The following is a 14,505-nucleotide window of genomic DNA, read 5'->3' on the forward strand; positions in this document are numbered from 1 at the left end:
GTGCCACCAGCAGCGCTGGTGGCCTCCTTTTTTGAACTAACGATAGGAAGCTCGCCTCTTGAGTCAATAATCCCTATTACGCTTACAGACGCTGTAGGTAACCAAGTGTCAATTAGTGCCGGGTATGTCGATGGCAAGTTCTTTATTTCAGAATTCAAAGAATCTTATATTTTAACGCATGAAACTGTTCGCGCTTATCTTAACGGTATTTTTATCCATCGATGGTAATACATGGCGGGATATTAAGCGAGATGAGTCACTTGAAACGTTTATTGAGTCTTGTGTTGTAGGTAGCGATTGCCCGGCAACATACATTTATAATCTATACGAAAAAACCTAACTGTAATAGTGGTTTTGGCAGGGTTATTTGGGATAGTTGCGACATATAACATGTAACGGCTAATGTATTGCGTTACACTTCTATTAATTTCAAAAGGAATCACAACAATGGCATCTACTTTTATCGAAGACATTACTCCTATTAAACTCTTAACCATGATCCAACTATCTCCGGCCTTTGACTTTAAACACAAAGATTGTGATCTCGTATTTACCTCTGATGGTGAGGTTTTATATGCGTATGACACAAACAACAAAAGTGCTGATCCATTCAAAAGTGGTGATTTTATCGGTGCCATTCAAAAATACTACGATGGCGAAATTCAGCCTGTCATTGATTTGCTCACAAATTTAGCTGAATCAGGCTTGCCTTTAGAGTTGTCAGATCATCATAACAACTTTTACCTAACCCTGTCTGAGCTTAAGCAATCAGCAGAACTGGAATCGCACCGTAGAGACGAACCTAACTAGTTCTTATAGGTATCTTGTACAGATGGTAAGCCACTCTCTATTTATGGCTTACCCCATCACATCAAACAATAATTAATTTAATGTTTTTATCTTTTAATGTTGCAATTAGGAGGTTTTGGCGCTATACTAAACTTATAGTATGAAAGGTATTTTATAGGTCGGTATATGCAAACTAATTGGTTCAACACATTAAATGAAGCTCTTGAATCAGAGTCACTTTTAGAAACATTCCCTCTAGGCGAAAATATTGGTTACAACGAAACATACCGTTACCAAGCAGAGGTTAATGGCAAAACCCACCAAATCGTAATCTACCGCGATGAAAAAGGTAAATACGAACGACCTATTCACTACAAAATTTAAGTCCCAACGACTTGGCCATTGCGCATGTAATGGCCTTTTTTATTTTTTAGGTAATCGCCATGTTTATTAAACGACTCATGACTAGAAAAAAGATGAAAGTAACCCGCAAACAGCTTGTTAAGATGATCCAAAGAAATGAGGATGTTACCAATGTTTGCACATCTGAAATTACAGATATGAGCCGCTTATTCATGAATAACCTTACTTTCAATCAAGATATTAGCGGATGGGATACATCTAATGTAACAAACATGGCTAGCCTCTTTTTCCATGCAAATGCTTTCAACCAAGATATTAGCCAATGGAACACCTCTCAAGTAACCGACATGAGTTCGATGTTTTATCATGCTTCTAAATTTAACCAGAACCTAGAACAATGGGATACTTGCCTTGTCCAAAAAATGAATAATATGTTTTTTTTGGCGACTAATTTTAACCAGAACCTGTCAAATTGGATCACATCAAATGTCACGGACATGAGCTCAATGTTTTGTCATGCCAGCTCATTTAATCAGGACATCAGCGGATGGGACACATCTAATGTAATCACTATGGACAGGATGTTTGCCAATGCTAAGCGCTTCAATCAAAATATCAGTGGTTGGGACACCTCAAGCTTAATTCAGAGCAACGACTTCGCTCATGGCGCTAACCTAAGCCGAAACATGGTGCCTTTTAAAATACAACTTACAGGTCTAACTTAAAAAAGGATTTCGTATGACTCATAAAAACAAAAAGCCAAAAGTGACCCGAGAAGTACTTATAGCCATGATCCAAGATGGTGATGATGTTACCAATGTTTGCACATCTGAAATTACAGATATGAGTCGCTTATTCTTTCAACTTGAAACTTTTAATCAAGATATTAGTGGTTGGGACACCTCCCAAGTAACAAATATGGATAGTATGTTTTTTTGCGCAAGTAGTTTCAATCAAGATATTAGTGACTGGGATACCTCCCAAGTAACAAACATGAAAAGTATGTTCCACGGTGCCAGTGAGTTTAATCAGAACATCTGTTCATGGAACACATCTAAAGTGACCGATATGACACTTATGTTTTTTGGCGCAATAAAGTTCAATCAAGATATCAGTCTATGGAACACTTCAAACGTAACCAGCATGCGAGGTATGTTCCAATTTGCATCTTCTTTTAATCAAGATATAAGCCTATGGAAAACTGCTAAAGTCACTAATATGTCTTACATGTTCTCTGAAGCTCGTGCTTTCAATCAAGATATCAGTCCATGGAACATCTCCAATTGCGAAAACATTGAAGGCATTTTTGAAACGGCCATCAACTTTAATCAAAACCTCAGCAGATGGGACACAGGCAATATCACTACAATGCAGAGTGCTTTTATGTTTGCCACCTCATTCAATCAGGATATTAGCAACTGGAACACATCCAAGGTAACTGACATGTCTGATATGTTCTGTAATTCGATTAAGTTCAATCAGAACATCAGTGGCTGGGACACTTCTCGAGTAACTGACATGACTGGCATGTTTAGCTTTGCCCGGAACTTCAATCAAGACATTAGTGGCTGGGACACTTCAAACCTAGTTAAAAGCGAACAGTTCGCCTATAATTCTAGCCTAGAACGGCACATGGTCCCCTTAAAAATACAACTTAGTGGTTTAATGGCCAATGCTCCTAAAAAGCAACGATAATCTCATATGACTAATAATAACAAACCTAAAGTAACCCGCGAACAGCTTATAGACATGATCCAAAGAGGTGAAGATGTAACCAATGTTTGCACATCTGAAATCACTGACATGAGTAACTTATGCCTTTACGCAGATTCATTCAATCAGGACATTAGTCAATGGGACACATCCAACGTTACTAATATGGCTGGCATGTTTGCCGACTCTTCTTTCAATCAAGATATTAGCGGATGGGACACCTCCAAAGTAACCGACATGAGCGACATGTTTAGAAATTGTTGGCAGTTCAACCAAAATATCGGCGGATGGGATACCTCCCAAGTAACTAATATGCGCAGTATGTTTGAAGATTGCTATCAATTCAATCAAGACATAGGCCAGTGGGACACTTCAAATATAGTTAACATGTCAAATATGTTTGAGGAATGTTTTGACTTCAATCAAGACATCAGCCAATGGAACACATCCCAAGTAACCGACATGAGTGAGATGTTTATAAATTGTTGGCGCTTCAATCAAGACATAAGCGACTGGGATACATCTCAAGTAATAAACATGAGCAATATGTTATTTTATGCAGAAAAATTCAACCAAGACATCGGCAAATGGAATACTGGTAATGTGACTGATATGACAGAAATGCTTTATAACTGTTCGAGTTTTTATCAAGATATAAGTCAATGGGATACATCAAGCTTAATTAAATGTAATGACTTTGCCATTTGTTCCTTATTAGAACTTAAGATGATGCCAATCAGGATACAACTAACAGAACTTGCACGATAGCTATCACACTTAATGTATTACAATAGAATGCAAAAAAAGATAATTTTTAGCTGTAATTTTGAACTTACTTGTGATACCATATTCCACTAATACATAGCAAACAACAAACTCATAAGGTCCGATATCATGCGCTACGAAATCAATAAGCAGTACCTTTTTATTCGATTTATTATTCATCCTATTTCACAAAAAAGAAGGACCTCTCCCGCTAAGAGCTTTAGACCTTGGTTAAATGAGGGTGTAAGCAATAAACCAGAAATTAAGAATTTACTTTGCGTAGAACATCATAAAGTGCCTGATGAGTTTGGAAACCCTGAAGATAAAAAACATGACGGATTCCGTTTTATTTCTCCTGACGATAAATCGGCAACCCCTATGTTTTGGGATAACCAGTTTCCAACTGCCAGTTATGGGCAGACTTCAAATGATGGAGATCGTGTTGTGGTTGGTGCAGAAATGGCAGACGATGGCCATTCTATCAAAGATGTCTATGAGTACTATGATTTTGCAAGCTGTGTCTCACATTTATGGAAGGCATGCGTAAAACCGGACAATACGACTGACCATATACTTAATACCATTCGTACTTGTTTACTTGATATTGAAGAGTTAATTAAAGATAAAAATATTGGCTTCAAATTATGCAAAAAACCGTTTGGTAAAGTCGAGATACTATCAATTGAACCGGTAGAGCAAGATAAAGATACAATGTCAATTTCTGAACTAATTAACATTAAGTGGGAAAAAGGCTGGTTTTAATTTATCTTTTCTAACTTACATAATATTTCTCTATAAATGGCCTTATAGGCCATTTATTTGATAGATATCAGTTATCGGAATTTCTCAGGCATATATTCAATAGCTATACTTGCATCCTTATTAAATTCACTCCATTCAGTAACCTTTTCAACATTCCATCCTGATATATCTCGATTGTATTCTGTGAACGCAAACATCCACGACATATTTGTAACCTTGCTTGTATCCCAGCTGTGCAACTCACCGCTATATTTAGATCTTGCAAATGCCCATGTCATATTAATAACATTAGCTGTATCCCATCCTGATATATCTCCATCAAAATCAGATGCATAAAAAATAGAATTCATATTCTCTAAACTGGAAGTATCCCACCCTGATATATCTTTATTGAACTTTGAATTCATAAACATAGCTTTCATATCTAAAACATTTGAGACATTCCACTGCGATATATTATTATCAAAAGAAGATTCATAAAAAGCGTATGACATATCCGTTACGTTAGATGTATTCCATCCGCTAATATCTTGGTTAAAAACGATGTTGCCTCTAAACAAATCTGTAAAATCTGTAATTTGAGAAGTACACACATTGCTAATAGCCGGATCGTTATTGGCGATAAGTGTATCTAATTCAGCACGTGTAACAATACGCTGCTCTGGCGTACAAACATTAGGTTCTTGCTCAACCTCATCAGAGCCGTTCCCGGCTGCGTTCGCATTTAAAGCAAGGTCAGGCCCTACAGTCGCGCCAAAACGCATTACATTTTGAGCTGTAGAGGTCCCTGATAGACTTAGAGTTATCGCCGCAATGATTGTTACTAGTGATATTTTAGTTTTCATACTAAACCTTTTTGAAATCTTTCTATTAATAGAGCCGAGCTTAACAAGTAAAATTATTAAGTTATCTAAACTTTAAAGGTATATTTTCCTGTAATAGATCTGAATTTGTATTAAATTCTGGCCAGTATCTCACATTTCTAACATTCCATTTTGAAATATCTCCATTAAACGTCGAACCCCAAAACATAAAATTCATATAAACTACGTTGGACGTATCCCAGTTTGAAATATCTCTATTAAACGTTGAATCATAAAACATATAAGCCATAGTAGTTACACTGGACGTATCCCAGTTCGATATATCTCTATTAAAACTAGTGTCGCGGAACATATGAGCCATATTAGTTACGTTAGACGTGTCCCAGTTCGAAATATCACCATTAAACGTCGAATCATAAAACATATACTGCATAGTAGCTACATTGGACGTATCCCAGTTCGAGATATCACCATTAAACGTCGAACCCCAAAAAAGATTCGTCATATTAGTCACATTGGACGTATCCCATCCGCTAATATCTTGATTAAAAACGATGTTACCTCTAAACAAATCTGTAAAATTTGTAATTTCAGCGGTACACACATTACTAATAGCCGGATCGTTATTGGCGATAAGCACATCTAATTCAGCACGTGTAACAACGCGCTGCTCTGGCGTACAAACATTAGGTTCTTGCTCAACCTTACCTGAGCCGTTCTCGGCTGCGTTTGCATTCAAAGCAAGGTCCGGCCCTACAGTCGCGCCAAAACGCATTGTATTTTTAGCCGTAGCGGCCCCTGATAGACTTAGGGTTGTCGCCGCAATGATTGTTACTAGTGATATTTTAGTTTTCATACTAAACCTTAATTAAATTTTCTATTTTTGTTCAAAATTTAGTTAATGGTAAAGTAGTCCATATTCTGTCGCAACTTCTTATTATTTACTTAAAATTGCTTTATCTTTTTATTGCGCTAACTATTTCATTATGTAATAATACACATAATGAAACAAACATTAAGGTTCGGATATGTCAATTTTAGAAGCAATTACTACACACAAAAATAATACTCGTGCAGCACTTACAAAAGAGTTTGGCCGTATTGAATTTATTTCAGAAAAACTTGCGCAAGAAGAACTTACAAGTGATGACATTAAATTAATTCAGTCCGAACTAAAACACATGAAGCAGAATATTTTACAGTTGCAAATGAGTAACTCTAACTTATAGAACATAAGTCCCAACGACTTGGCCATTACACTTGTAATGGCCTTTTTTTTGAGCTCTAAAATCATAATGTCGAAGAGGTTAATCTAAGGCCTCCACGTTGAGGCTTTTTCTTTTATTTAAAAGACAAATACCACCCAAATTAACTCTATCAGAAACTTTACCTCTTGTTTAAATATCTTTTTTATGCAATAATTACCATATCAAAACAAGAAAGAGTTCTACTATGAATACCCAATCGAAAAGCAATATTACCACCACCGTTGAAAAATCAATTTATTGTCACCCCTACTCAAATGACATGTATTTTTCTCTAGACGTATCTGTTTTCGACAATGGTAATTTTGTAGGCAATACAACGTCTACTTGGATGACTTTCAATCAAGATAGCCGCACACTCATGGAAAGCTCTTATCTTGATAGTGACAATTACGATCACGAGCATATTTTCACCAGCCCAGTCGTTAATATCGCTAAGCACTGCGATACAACTTTAGATCCGTACACACAAGAACTTCACGACAGCTTTTCAAAGGAAATCTCTAAAGAACTTGGATTTGATTACCCTCTACCCTATCTATGTCACGCCGAAGATGCTGAAGAAATTGAGTTCTTAAAGCTCAAGAAAGGCTACAAGCGTGATGGTGATGACTTCTACGCTCTCCCTAAATAGCGATTCCCTATCCACCAGCACATATTGGCTGGTGGATAGGACTTTATTAAATTACTTCTTTTTATCTTTATTTGTTGCAAATGCCCTGTTGTAATGCTACAATTTATACATCAACAAAACATAAGGTCAGGTCGGTTATGAAAAATTTCACTATTACAAAATCACTTAAATTTGTTGCTGCTGCACAAGTATTTATCGTTCCGTTTTCAGGCAACTTCACAGAAAACAAAGCACTTGAAGTCGCAACTAAAATTCGCGACAGAGCACTTGAGCTTAAAATGACAACTCCAAAGGCTGAAGAAATTGCCGCAGTTCTGAAAAACCCTTGGTACGCTTCGATCGAGAAAGATATTGCCGTTGAAATTGATGACAATGAACGTGCATCATTCACTGGCCAAGGTTGGGGCTCAATCAACATCCCTAAGTCTGACTACTCTATCTTAGATTAATCACACTAGAATCAATTATAGGCGCTCTAGTAGCGCCTTCAAGATAAGGTAAACACTTATGAATGCAATCTCTTTATTCCTTAATGGCCATAGCATCTACCAAAATAACTACAACGGCACCAAAGACGGTATTCTGTCTGAGTTCTTTAAGGAAATGTCTAGCCTCCCTGATTTTGTTTGGAGCACCCTAAACGACAAAGAAGATGGCCATTTACTTTGTCACGTTGTTAAGCTTGATATTCCTTACGAAGTGAATAATGCTATCTGCAATTCACTATCAACAGCAATTACAACCGAAAACTCGATAGGTAGCATAAAATGCTTTGTAAAAGTTTCAGATATCGATTCGGGCTTTTACAATGCAATTGAAGACTTTATCTCTAAGCGCACTGGTTTCCCCGACTACGCACTGGGCCTTCTGAATGAATTTCAAGAGTTATTCAATAACTTAGATAACCTATCAAAACAGAGCTACCTTTATTTATCGTCACAATAAGTTATTCATAACAGTTCAATAAAACAGCTATCTCATGTATAGTGTTTCTATCTACGAAGCACTATACATGAGATTTTTTATGTTTAAAAAAATTACACTTACCGTATTGGCATGCCTAGCATTCAGTTCAAGCGCCAGTAACACTCTTAGGTTCACTAACAGCACAACATCGATACCAAACTTAAATAACGCAGCTACTAGTCCAGAAAGCCCTAGCGACAACCAGCACCCTACATGCACATCAGAACAACCTATCGTAACTATTGAAGAGCTCAGAAACATGATCTCAACAGGTGAAGATGTCACAAATGTATGCACAAGCAATATCACAAACATGGACAGCTTATTCAACAGCCAAACAACATTCAACCAAGATATAAGTAATTGGGACGTCTCACAAGTAACAAGCATGGCTTGGATGTTTTATCATGCTGATTCATTCAATCAAGATCTAAGTAAATGGGATACATCTAACGTACAATCGATGCACTCTATGTTTCGACACGCATATAAATTCAACCAAAATATTGGTGGATGGAATGTCTCTAATGTATCAACAATGGAATACATGTTTTATAAAGCCTATGACTTCAGTCAAGATCTAAGTCATTGGGAAGTATCTAACGTAACCGGAACAAGACATTTTTATACAGAAACTGGCATGACAAACGAACAATTGCCTGCGTTTAATTAATACACGTTTTTATCTTTTTTGTGTTGTAATAGCTGGCAGATTAGGTTACACTAATTACAACAAAACAAGGTCACAAGGATTACATTATGGCGAGCAAGAAAGAAAAAGAATTAATCGAGCAAATTGAGAAACTACAGCGCTATTGCACTCAATATGCAAGTCGTGAAGTAAATATTCATCATGCACTTGGCATTACAGGCAGCAAGATGCTTCAAGATCTCTTTGAAAAAGCTGATAACTTAAAATCAGAAATTACTGAAGCGGCTGATAAAGATAAGCCATCAAACAGCTAATTCATCATATACGCGATATTGTGAGTTCATATAGCAATGTCGCGTAATCCTACAGATACCAGTCTTAACAAACCCTATATTTAAACCACTTAATTTATCTTTTTTGTGTAACAACTGTTGATTACAACTCTCATTTTGATATAATAAACACAGTTAAACAATAATAAGGTCGGTCAAATATGTTAAGCAATACACACAGCATTTCAAAATTTTCATCTTCTATTTCTGTAGTAAACACAACATCTACTGAGTTTTCAGAGATTGGCGAATGTATTCTGTCACCTATTGCAGAACTACCTATAAGCTATGGCTTTTTCAAAATGTCTGTAATCCTTGATTACACATTAGGCGACAACCTTGACACTTTCTTTGATTTACTACTAGATATCAAAGACCAAGCTGATACAAATGACGGCACCATCCTGTTCTTTATTAACGATAGCGACTTAGAGAGCGTAAAAAACACCTTTGTTTTTGCTGGCTTTACACTTGATCCTAGCTTTGAAGTTACTGGCAAATCGTGCTTTACCTATAACGATTAATTAATCTCATTTTATCCACCAGTACTCTAAATCGCTGGTGGATATTAACTAGAGGTATAATGTATGTTCACTAAAGTTAATAACTTAGAAGAGCTAAATGAGATACAAGCCTGTAATTACAAAGTATCTGTCCGTTCTGACGACAAGGCCATTATATTTAATCGCAATGATGACAATGATGATTACACTACTACACTCGGACTTGGTTGGATTGATAAGTCAGGTTCATTAAACCTCCATACTCAGCTCCTATACTCAGCTCACCGAGTCCACGGCGCTCTACAGCGGTTCCTTAAAAGTGATGATAATAGCAGCATTACAACGATTACTCTAAATGCCTGTAAAAATGGCCACTTCACACTAACTTGTAATGACATCGACAATACTGAACCCACAATAGAGAACACCTATACAAATTTCGATAACCTTCTTATTGGGATTCAATCACTATACACCTGCAATAAAGAGCTATAGTTACTTTAACTACCTTGTACTTTATATCTTTTTCGTGTAGAATTAGACTCATAAAAACACAACGGTACAATTTTATGAGCACTAAAAATTACATTGCGATATTTGAAGCTTATTCATCTTTAGACGGCAAATTGTCTTGTACATACTATTTCCCGGCTCTAATCTCAATCAAAGATTATGCAATCGATACGCTCAAGAAAAAACTTACTGAACGCTACGATTACGACTACACCCTCGTATCAAACAACGAAATCATGAAAGAATTTCCTCACGAGTTTCTTGAATTGAGAAGTAATAGCGATATCCCTCATGTAGTAAATATCCATAAAGTACATCAATCTATTTCAGATAATCCAAATTGCTCTTCAACTTTACTAGAGGCCATCATTCCCCTTGATGATAGCACTATTAAAACTGATACGTTAGTTTGCATCAGTTCAGAGCAGTACTTTGAATTTCAAAACAAGATGCATAAGAAAGCCTCTCTTAATGAATTTATTAGTTACATTACAGATGAGTACGATGACGCGCCCATCACGTTATCTATTGTAAGCAACGAGATTACTTTAGCGGTAGAAAACAACTCATTCAAAATAACAAACATCAGCAACGAAACAATGCCAGACGGTTTGGATCCAGACTCTATTGACGAATTAAATACATACTGGAAATTTTACTTAAGAAATAAAGTTTATAGCCATAATTACAAACTAGATAAGTCAACTGAGCGACTTAAACAACTAGTACAATTCGCCCAATCACATGGTAAAGTAATAGCTACGCACTTAATCGAAGCAGCAAATAGTCCATAATGTTTTGACTGATTCAAAGGGAATTCGAATAAACTCTTTATTCGATACTGACAGCAGCTCAATTACCCCAATGGCCCAAGGAACATTTAAAACTATTATCATTAAAATTTAAAAAACATGCTGGTGGAAAAACTTTAAATAATTTTATCTTTTTTTGTAAAAACTATTGCAATATAAATTCAGCTTGCTATACTAATCACAAGTTAAGAAAACAACTAACAACTACTTAAGGTCGGAATTATGAAAAGCTACAAAAACAAATTCAAAGAACTAACATTAAACACTATTAAGAGTGAAGCAGATATTCGCCAATCACTTGCAAAAAAAGTTGAAACTGGCCCTATTTGTAGCTCATTCACACTGACTGATATGCTTGAAGCGGCTAAACTTGAAACTCGTGTTGCTCACTTAGGCTTCTCTGCCGAGTATTTCGAGACGGATGATTTCAGCAAAATTTCTGATGCAGACTTTCGAGCTTGGATTGAGACAAATACTATTCCAGACATCAAACGTGCAATCTCAGGTAAATGCAGCATAAATACCTCTATCGTAGACTCAGCTGCACTTATTGCACTAAATGTACTTTTAGCTGACATCGAAAAACTTTAATCCGACCTTGGCGCCGCCTCAGGGTGGCGCTTTTTTAAGGTCCATGCAGGCCATTACTGAGCCTAATAACAATTTAGACATCCGACCTTGGCGCCGCCTCAGGGTGGCGCTTTTTTAAGGTCCATGCAGGCCATTACTGAGCCTAATAACAATTTAGACATCCGACCTTGGCGCCGCCTTAGGGTGGCGCTTTTAAATTATTTATCTTTTTTTTGCATAAACTCTTTACTTAAGTGCAGTTTTTTCTTATAATAGATACATAATTTGAAAACAATATAAAGGTAAGATTATGGAATTAGTTCAAGGCGATGTATTAGTAATTGTGACAGGTAAAGTTTCATTAGAGAACCCTAGCCTGTTTATGGAAACATTACGAAAAGGCCGTTCATACGAAGTGCAGGAAATTACTGATAGCGAAGTATTAACGCTAAGCAAAACCCAAAACACTCGAACCTTTGCGAAAGACACGATTCAGCAACCTGCGGTAAACCCTGATGGTGAGTGGCATACCTTTATCTATGTAGAACGTTTATGCACTCTTGACGAAGCTAAAGCGGCACTTAAGCAGCACGTTAAGGAGATCTTTACAAAGGAAATGAGCAGACTCAGCGCACTTCGCGGGGAGTTAAGCTTCGCTTCATCTAAACTGTAAGACTTTAATGCGCCATTCACACAATGGCGCATAAAAAATATATTAGTCATTATATTTTTATCTTTTTCATAAAATCAATACAATACCTAGTAAGGGATATCCGTTATGAGTACAGATAAATACGAAGTTCTTGAGCATGCCGGTATGGAGAATGAAACCTCTATCGACACATTTAACACATTACTATCAGCGCAACAGTACATTGCAGACAATTACACACTCGAAGAAATCAAACAGTTATGTGTAGATATCACTCTAAATGGATCTGCTGAACATTATTTCCCTAAGTTACCTCAGTAAACCACTTTAGGCCTTACTCTCTTGTAGGGCCTTTTACCTATCTATTTTAACAACCTACCAAACCATTATAAGTACAGACAAATAATATCTTTTTATTGCATTAATTATTGATCTTACCGTTATTTCTGTTATACTTTACACAGTTTAAAAAACAACTAACAACTACATTAAGGTCGGCACTATGAATATCTCTATTACACCATTCTTCACAAATAAAATTGAACTTGTTTCCGACGAACAGCAAGATTACTTTGATATTGCTGTAACCAACTTAGCTAAGTTCGGCACTTACGATTCTATGGATGGTAACTACATCTTTATCGTAGAAGCAGAAACCAAAGACGAATTAGACGAAAAAACATCAGACCTTATGTGTATGTTTGATGAGTTATGTGAGATCCGAGTATATGACAACAACTCTAATGTAGTTACAGGCATTGATTTTAATGGTATTGATGTCAATAATCACATTAACTACCAAAATGCTTGGAATGATGCTCTGCGAGCTGAAATAGTGAACAATGGCACTACAAACCAACTTGATGCTATCGTTGGTGAAATTATGATCGGATATGTCGATGAAGACGATAGACAGATGGTAGCTTTCTTTAATACTCTAGAAACATGCCTTAATTCTGTTAATTCTATCTACGAAGATGAAGACGATGTTAAGACAACCCTTAGTAAAAACACCGCCGAACTCAGTGGCGAACTAAAAGACATCATAGAGGGTATCGGTGAAGATATTTATGGACCCCTCGTTGTAATGCCATTAACCTTTGCTAACAAATTCTATGACACCGAAACGTTAGAGTTTTAAGCTCCCTTACAAAAGATAAGCCTTTACATAAAAAGGTTTATCTTTTTTGTGCTTAATTATTGATTCCAACAAATACCTTTGGTATAATTATTACAAGTTAATAAAACAACTAACAACTACTTAAGGTCGGATATATGGATAACTTAAAATCAAAATTACTTTCTTCAATTTCAGATAAACTGCCTCGCCAAGAAATCGCGATAATTAAGCGAGCACTTTCAAAGCTAACAGACTCTCAACTTGAAGAAGTTCAAAATGAAGCCATAAAAGATAACCTTTACACAGAATATAGCGGCAACGTTTTTGTTTGTCCTCCACCTTCAGATCTTAATGAGCTGGTGGCAGTGGCTACTGAAAGTGCTACTGAGGCTGCTAAGTTAATTGGATGTACAATGGAACATATTGCCTTTTACGGTACGAGACATCACAGTTCGCATCTTAATATGCACCCGAAATACATTCAGGCTTCTGAGCTTGAGCTTGCAATAAAAGCTGCAAACAACCCACAAAAAGTCGTTTCTTAATATAACAAACAAGCCTAATAGCGTCATTTTCATAACAAGTGACGCTAAAATCCACCTAAACCTATAAAGCACTTTCCACTGTAAATTGTAATTAAAACAGAATTAGTTGCATGCAAATATTTACAGCACATAAATTGCGTGCTACAATTATATCAACAAAAACAGTTAAGGTTATTAGATTATGAAAATCGACTTCACTAACAAAATTCTAAATTCAGAGTGTATCGTATTAACTAGCGCAGGCACTTCTTGGTTTAATCATTCATACATTCCAGTAGTCAGTACTGATGAACTTTTGTCTGACTATAAGCTGATCATCAAGATGGCAAAAGAACAAGGTATTAAAGTCGCCTACACTCGACGTATTAAACATCGTCTAACAAGCCTTGCTGATAAATATGCTCTAGAGCATAAGGTTTATCACGCGAAATACCAAAACCTACTAGAGCGCGTTACAGAGCTTGCTAAAGACAATTATTTCATAGGCCCTACAATTGATAACCCTGAGATAAAAGAAGCTGAGCAACTATCGTTCGATATCAACAATATGTATCGTAATGGTAAGCCTCTTGGTGAAATGAGAGATATTGCTGGCAGTATTAAAGAAATTAAAGAACTGCTTCAGCGAAAAAATAATTGTTCTAAGATCAGTATTTGATAGTCAATGGCCCAGACGAACAATTACTGGGCCAACTTTTCTGGCAGGTCTGATAATACTTATTCCC

Annotated in this window: 24 protein-coding genes; 22 read left to right on the forward strand and 2 right to left on the reverse strand. The window is 36.4% G+C overall.

Features of this window, described 5'->3' with window-relative positions; all coding sequences use genetic code 11:
• The 7 genes from L1267_RS12275 (at window position 1) to L1267_RS12305 (ending at window position 4,392) form a co-directional block, all read left to right on the forward strand.
• Window positions 1–228: a hypothetical protein gene (locus L1267_RS12275; protein WP_235383018.1), complete on the forward strand. Its 228-nt coding sequence runs from the start codon at window positions 1–3 to the stop codon at window positions 226–228.
• Window positions 229–447: 219 nt separating this feature from the next.
• Window positions 448–810 (forward strand): hypothetical protein, encoded by a 363-nt coding sequence (locus L1267_RS12280; RefSeq protein WP_235383019.1) that lies wholly within the window; start codon window positions 448–450, stop codon window positions 808–810.
• Window positions 811–975: 165 nt separating this feature from the next.
• Entirely contained in the window at window positions 976–1,173 is a 198-nt protein-coding gene (locus tag L1267_RS12285; protein ID WP_235383020.1) for a hypothetical protein, read from the forward strand.
• Between the two features lie 92 nt (window positions 1,174–1,265).
• Window positions 1,266–1,877, forward strand: a complete 612-nt coding sequence (locus L1267_RS12290) for a BspA family leucine-rich repeat surface protein (protein WP_235383021.1) — start codon at window positions 1,266–1,268, stop codon at window positions 1,875–1,877.
• A gap of 13 nt (window positions 1,878–1,890) precedes the next feature.
• Window positions 1,891–2,847 (forward strand): BspA family leucine-rich repeat surface protein, encoded by a 957-nt coding sequence (locus L1267_RS12295; protein ID WP_235383022.1) that lies wholly within the window; start codon window positions 1,891–1,893, stop codon window positions 2,845–2,847.
• 6 nt (window positions 2,848–2,853) lie between these two features.
• The gene (locus L1267_RS12300) at window positions 2,854–3,633 is read left to right on the forward strand and encodes a BspA family leucine-rich repeat surface protein (protein ID WP_235383023.1); all 780 of its coding nucleotides are present in this window, start codon (window positions 2,854–2,856) and stop codon (window positions 3,631–3,633) included.
• A gap of 126 nt (window positions 3,634–3,759) precedes the next feature.
• Entirely contained in the window at window positions 3,760–4,392 is a 633-nt protein-coding gene (locus L1267_RS12305) for a hypothetical protein (RefSeq protein WP_235383024.1), read from the forward strand.
• 71 nt (window positions 4,393–4,463) lie between these two features.
• Here L1267_RS12305 and L1267_RS12310 read toward each other — a convergent pair whose 3' ends face one another.
• Together L1267_RS12310 and L1267_RS12315 are read right to left on the reverse strand one after the other, a co-directional pair.
• Window positions 4,464–5,237, reverse strand: coding sequence for a BspA family leucine-rich repeat surface protein (locus tag L1267_RS12310; protein WP_235383025.1), 774 nt, complete (start codon window positions 5,235–5,237; stop codon window positions 4,464–4,466).
• A gap of 61 nt (window positions 5,238–5,298) precedes the next feature.
• Complete coding sequence (locus tag L1267_RS12315) at window positions 5,299–6,072, reverse strand: BspA family leucine-rich repeat surface protein (RefSeq protein WP_235383026.1); 774 nt, start codon at window positions 6,070–6,072, stop codon at window positions 5,299–5,301.
• A 172-nt stretch (window positions 6,073–6,244) separates the two neighbouring features.
• Between L1267_RS12315 and L1267_RS12320 the strand changes: the two genes are divergently transcribed.
• The 15 genes from L1267_RS12320 to L1267_RS12390 all read left to right on the forward strand — a co-directional run bounded on the left by L1267_RS12320 (window position 6,245) and on the right by L1267_RS12390 (window position 14,438).
• Window positions 6,245–6,445: a hypothetical protein gene (locus L1267_RS12320; RefSeq protein WP_235383027.1), complete on the forward strand. Its 201-nt coding sequence runs from the start codon at window positions 6,245–6,247 to the stop codon at window positions 6,443–6,445.
• A 223-nt stretch (window positions 6,446–6,668) separates the two neighbouring features.
• Window positions 6,669–7,115 carry a hypothetical protein gene (locus L1267_RS12325; RefSeq protein WP_235383028.1) on the forward strand — a complete coding sequence of 149 codons (447 nt, stop codon included), beginning with the start codon at window positions 6,669–6,671 and terminating at the stop codon, window positions 7,113–7,115.
• 137 nt (window positions 7,116–7,252) lie between these two features.
• On the forward strand, window positions 7,253–7,564 hold the full coding sequence (locus tag L1267_RS12330) for a hypothetical protein (RefSeq protein WP_235383029.1): 312 nt from the start codon (window positions 7,253–7,255) through the stop codon (window positions 7,562–7,564).
• Between the two features lie 58 nt (window positions 7,565–7,622).
• A complete protein-coding gene (locus tag L1267_RS12335) occupies window positions 7,623–8,060 on the forward strand; it encodes a hypothetical protein (protein ID WP_235383030.1) in 438 nt (145 codons plus the stop codon).
• Window positions 8,061–8,139: 79 nt separating this feature from the next.
• Window positions 8,140–8,754: a BspA family leucine-rich repeat surface protein gene (locus tag L1267_RS12340; protein ID WP_235383031.1), complete on the forward strand. Its 615-nt coding sequence runs from the start codon at window positions 8,140–8,142 to the stop codon at window positions 8,752–8,754.
• Between the two features lie 86 nt (window positions 8,755–8,840).
• On the forward strand, window positions 8,841–9,047 hold the full coding sequence (locus L1267_RS12345; protein WP_235383032.1) for a hypothetical protein: 207 nt from the start codon (window positions 8,841–8,843) through the stop codon (window positions 9,045–9,047).
• 179 nt (window positions 9,048–9,226) lie between these two features.
• On the forward strand, window positions 9,227–9,589 hold the full coding sequence (locus L1267_RS12350) for a hypothetical protein (RefSeq protein WP_235383033.1): 363 nt from the start codon (window positions 9,227–9,229) through the stop codon (window positions 9,587–9,589).
• Between the two features lie 63 nt (window positions 9,590–9,652).
• Entirely contained in the window at window positions 9,653–10,063 is a 411-nt protein-coding gene (locus L1267_RS12355; RefSeq protein ID WP_235383034.1) for a hypothetical protein, read from the forward strand.
• 74 nt (window positions 10,064–10,137) lie between these two features.
• Entirely contained in the window at window positions 10,138–10,875 is a 738-nt protein-coding gene (locus L1267_RS12360; protein WP_235383035.1) for a hypothetical protein, read from the forward strand.
• A 240-nt stretch (window positions 10,876–11,115) separates the two neighbouring features.
• Entirely contained in the window at window positions 11,116–11,484 is a 369-nt protein-coding gene (locus L1267_RS12365) for a hypothetical protein (protein ID WP_235383036.1), read from the forward strand.
• A 289-nt stretch (window positions 11,485–11,773) separates the two neighbouring features.
• Entirely contained in the window at window positions 11,774–12,136 is a 363-nt protein-coding gene (locus L1267_RS12370; protein WP_235383037.1) for a hypothetical protein, read from the forward strand.
• 105 nt (window positions 12,137–12,241) lie between these two features.
• Window positions 12,242–12,436 carry a hypothetical protein gene (locus L1267_RS12375; RefSeq protein ID WP_235383038.1) on the forward strand — a complete coding sequence of 65 codons (195 nt, stop codon included), beginning with the start codon at window positions 12,242–12,244 and terminating at the stop codon, window positions 12,434–12,436.
• Window positions 12,437–12,617: 181 nt separating this feature from the next.
• On the forward strand, window positions 12,618–13,256 hold the full coding sequence (locus tag L1267_RS12380; RefSeq protein WP_235383039.1) for a hypothetical protein: 639 nt from the start codon (window positions 12,618–12,620) through the stop codon (window positions 13,254–13,256).
• Window positions 13,257–13,390: 134 nt separating this feature from the next.
• Complete coding sequence (locus L1267_RS12385) at window positions 13,391–13,780, forward strand: hypothetical protein (RefSeq protein WP_235383040.1); 390 nt, start codon at window positions 13,391–13,393, stop codon at window positions 13,778–13,780.
• A gap of 181 nt (window positions 13,781–13,961) precedes the next feature.
• Window positions 13,962–14,438 carry a hypothetical protein gene (locus L1267_RS12390; RefSeq protein ID WP_235383041.1) on the forward strand — a complete coding sequence of 159 codons (477 nt, stop codon included), beginning with the start codon at window positions 13,962–13,964 and terminating at the stop codon, window positions 14,436–14,438.
• Window positions 14,439–14,505: the final 67 nt, after the last annotated feature.

The sequence above is a fragment of the Pseudoalteromonas sp. OFAV1 genome (assembly GCF_021532595.1).
Lineage (GTDB): Bacteria > Pseudomonadota > Gammaproteobacteria > Enterobacterales > Alteromonadaceae > Pseudoalteromonas > Pseudoalteromonas lipolytica_C.

Bases quoted from the DNA above. Each gene is read 5' to 3' on its own strand.
- L1267_RS12335 (WP_235383030.1), top strand. From the start codon at position 7,623: ATGAATGCAATCTCTTTATTCCTTAATGGCCATAGCATCTACCAAAAT.
- L1267_RS12285 (WP_235383020.1), top strand. From the start codon at position 976: ATGCAAACTAATTGGTTCAACACATTAAATGAAGCTCTTGAATCAGAG.
- L1267_RS12320 (WP_235383027.1), top strand. From the start codon at position 6,245: ATGTCAATTTTAGAAGCAATTACTACACACAAAAATAATACTCGTGCA.
- L1267_RS12390 (WP_235383041.1), top strand. From the start codon at position 13,962: ATGAAAATCGACTTCACTAACAAAATTCTAAATTCAGAGTGTATCGTA.
- L1267_RS12355 (WP_235383034.1), top strand. From the start codon at position 9,653: ATGTTCACTAAAGTTAATAACTTAGAAGAGCTAAATGAGATACAAGCC.
- L1267_RS12340 (WP_235383031.1), top strand. From the start codon at position 8,140: ATGTTTAAAAAAATTACACTTACCGTATTGGCATGCCTAGCATTCAGT.
- L1267_RS12365 (WP_235383036.1), top strand. From the start codon at position 11,116: ATGAAAAGCTACAAAAACAAATTCAAAGAACTAACATTAAACACTATT.
- L1267_RS12370 (WP_235383037.1), top strand. From the start codon at position 11,774: ATGGAATTAGTTCAAGGCGATGTATTAGTAATTGTGACAGGTAAAGTT.
- L1267_RS12350 (WP_235383033.1), top strand. From the start codon at position 9,227: ATGTTAAGCAATACACACAGCATTTCAAAATTTTCATCTTCTATTTCT.
- L1267_RS12290 (WP_235383021.1), top strand. From the start codon at position 1,266: ATGAAAGTAACCCGCAAACAGCTTGTTAAGATGATCCAAAGAAATGAG.
- L1267_RS12385 (WP_235383040.1), top strand. From the start codon at position 13,391: ATGGATAACTTAAAATCAAAATTACTTTCTTCAATTTCAGATAAACTG.
- L1267_RS12330 (WP_235383029.1), top strand. From the start codon at position 7,253: ATGAAAAATTTCACTATTACAAAATCACTTAAATTTGTTGCTGCTGCA.
- L1267_RS12315 (WP_235383026.1), bottom strand. From the start codon at position 6,072: ATGAAAACTAAAATATCACTAGTAACAATCATTGCGGCGACAACCCTA.
- L1267_RS12325 (WP_235383028.1), top strand. From the start codon at position 6,669: ATGAATACCCAATCGAAAAGCAATATTACCACCACCGTTGAAAAATCA.
- L1267_RS12300 (WP_235383023.1), top strand. From the start codon at position 2,854: ATGACTAATAATAACAAACCTAAAGTAACCCGCGAACAGCTTATAGAC.
- L1267_RS12375 (WP_235383038.1), top strand. From the start codon at position 12,242: ATGAGTACAGATAAATACGAAGTTCTTGAGCATGCCGGTATGGAGAAT.
- L1267_RS12280 (WP_235383019.1), top strand. From the start codon at position 448: ATGGCATCTACTTTTATCGAAGACATTACTCCTATTAAACTCTTAACC.
- L1267_RS12360 (WP_235383035.1), top strand. From the start codon at position 10,138: ATGAGCACTAAAAATTACATTGCGATATTTGAAGCTTATTCATCTTTA.
- L1267_RS12345 (WP_235383032.1), top strand. From the start codon at position 8,841: ATGGCGAGCAAGAAAGAAAAAGAATTAATCGAGCAAATTGAGAAACTA.
- L1267_RS12305 (WP_235383024.1), top strand. From the start codon at position 3,760: ATGCGCTACGAAATCAATAAGCAGTACCTTTTTATTCGATTTATTATT.
- L1267_RS12295 (WP_235383022.1), top strand. From the start codon at position 1,891: ATGACTCATAAAAACAAAAAGCCAAAAGTGACCCGAGAAGTACTTATA.
- L1267_RS12380 (WP_235383039.1), top strand. From the start codon at position 12,618: ATGAATATCTCTATTACACCATTCTTCACAAATAAAATTGAACTTGTT.
- L1267_RS12310 (WP_235383025.1), bottom strand. From the start codon at position 5,237: ATGAAAACTAAAATATCACTAGTAACAATCATTGCGGCGATAACTCTA.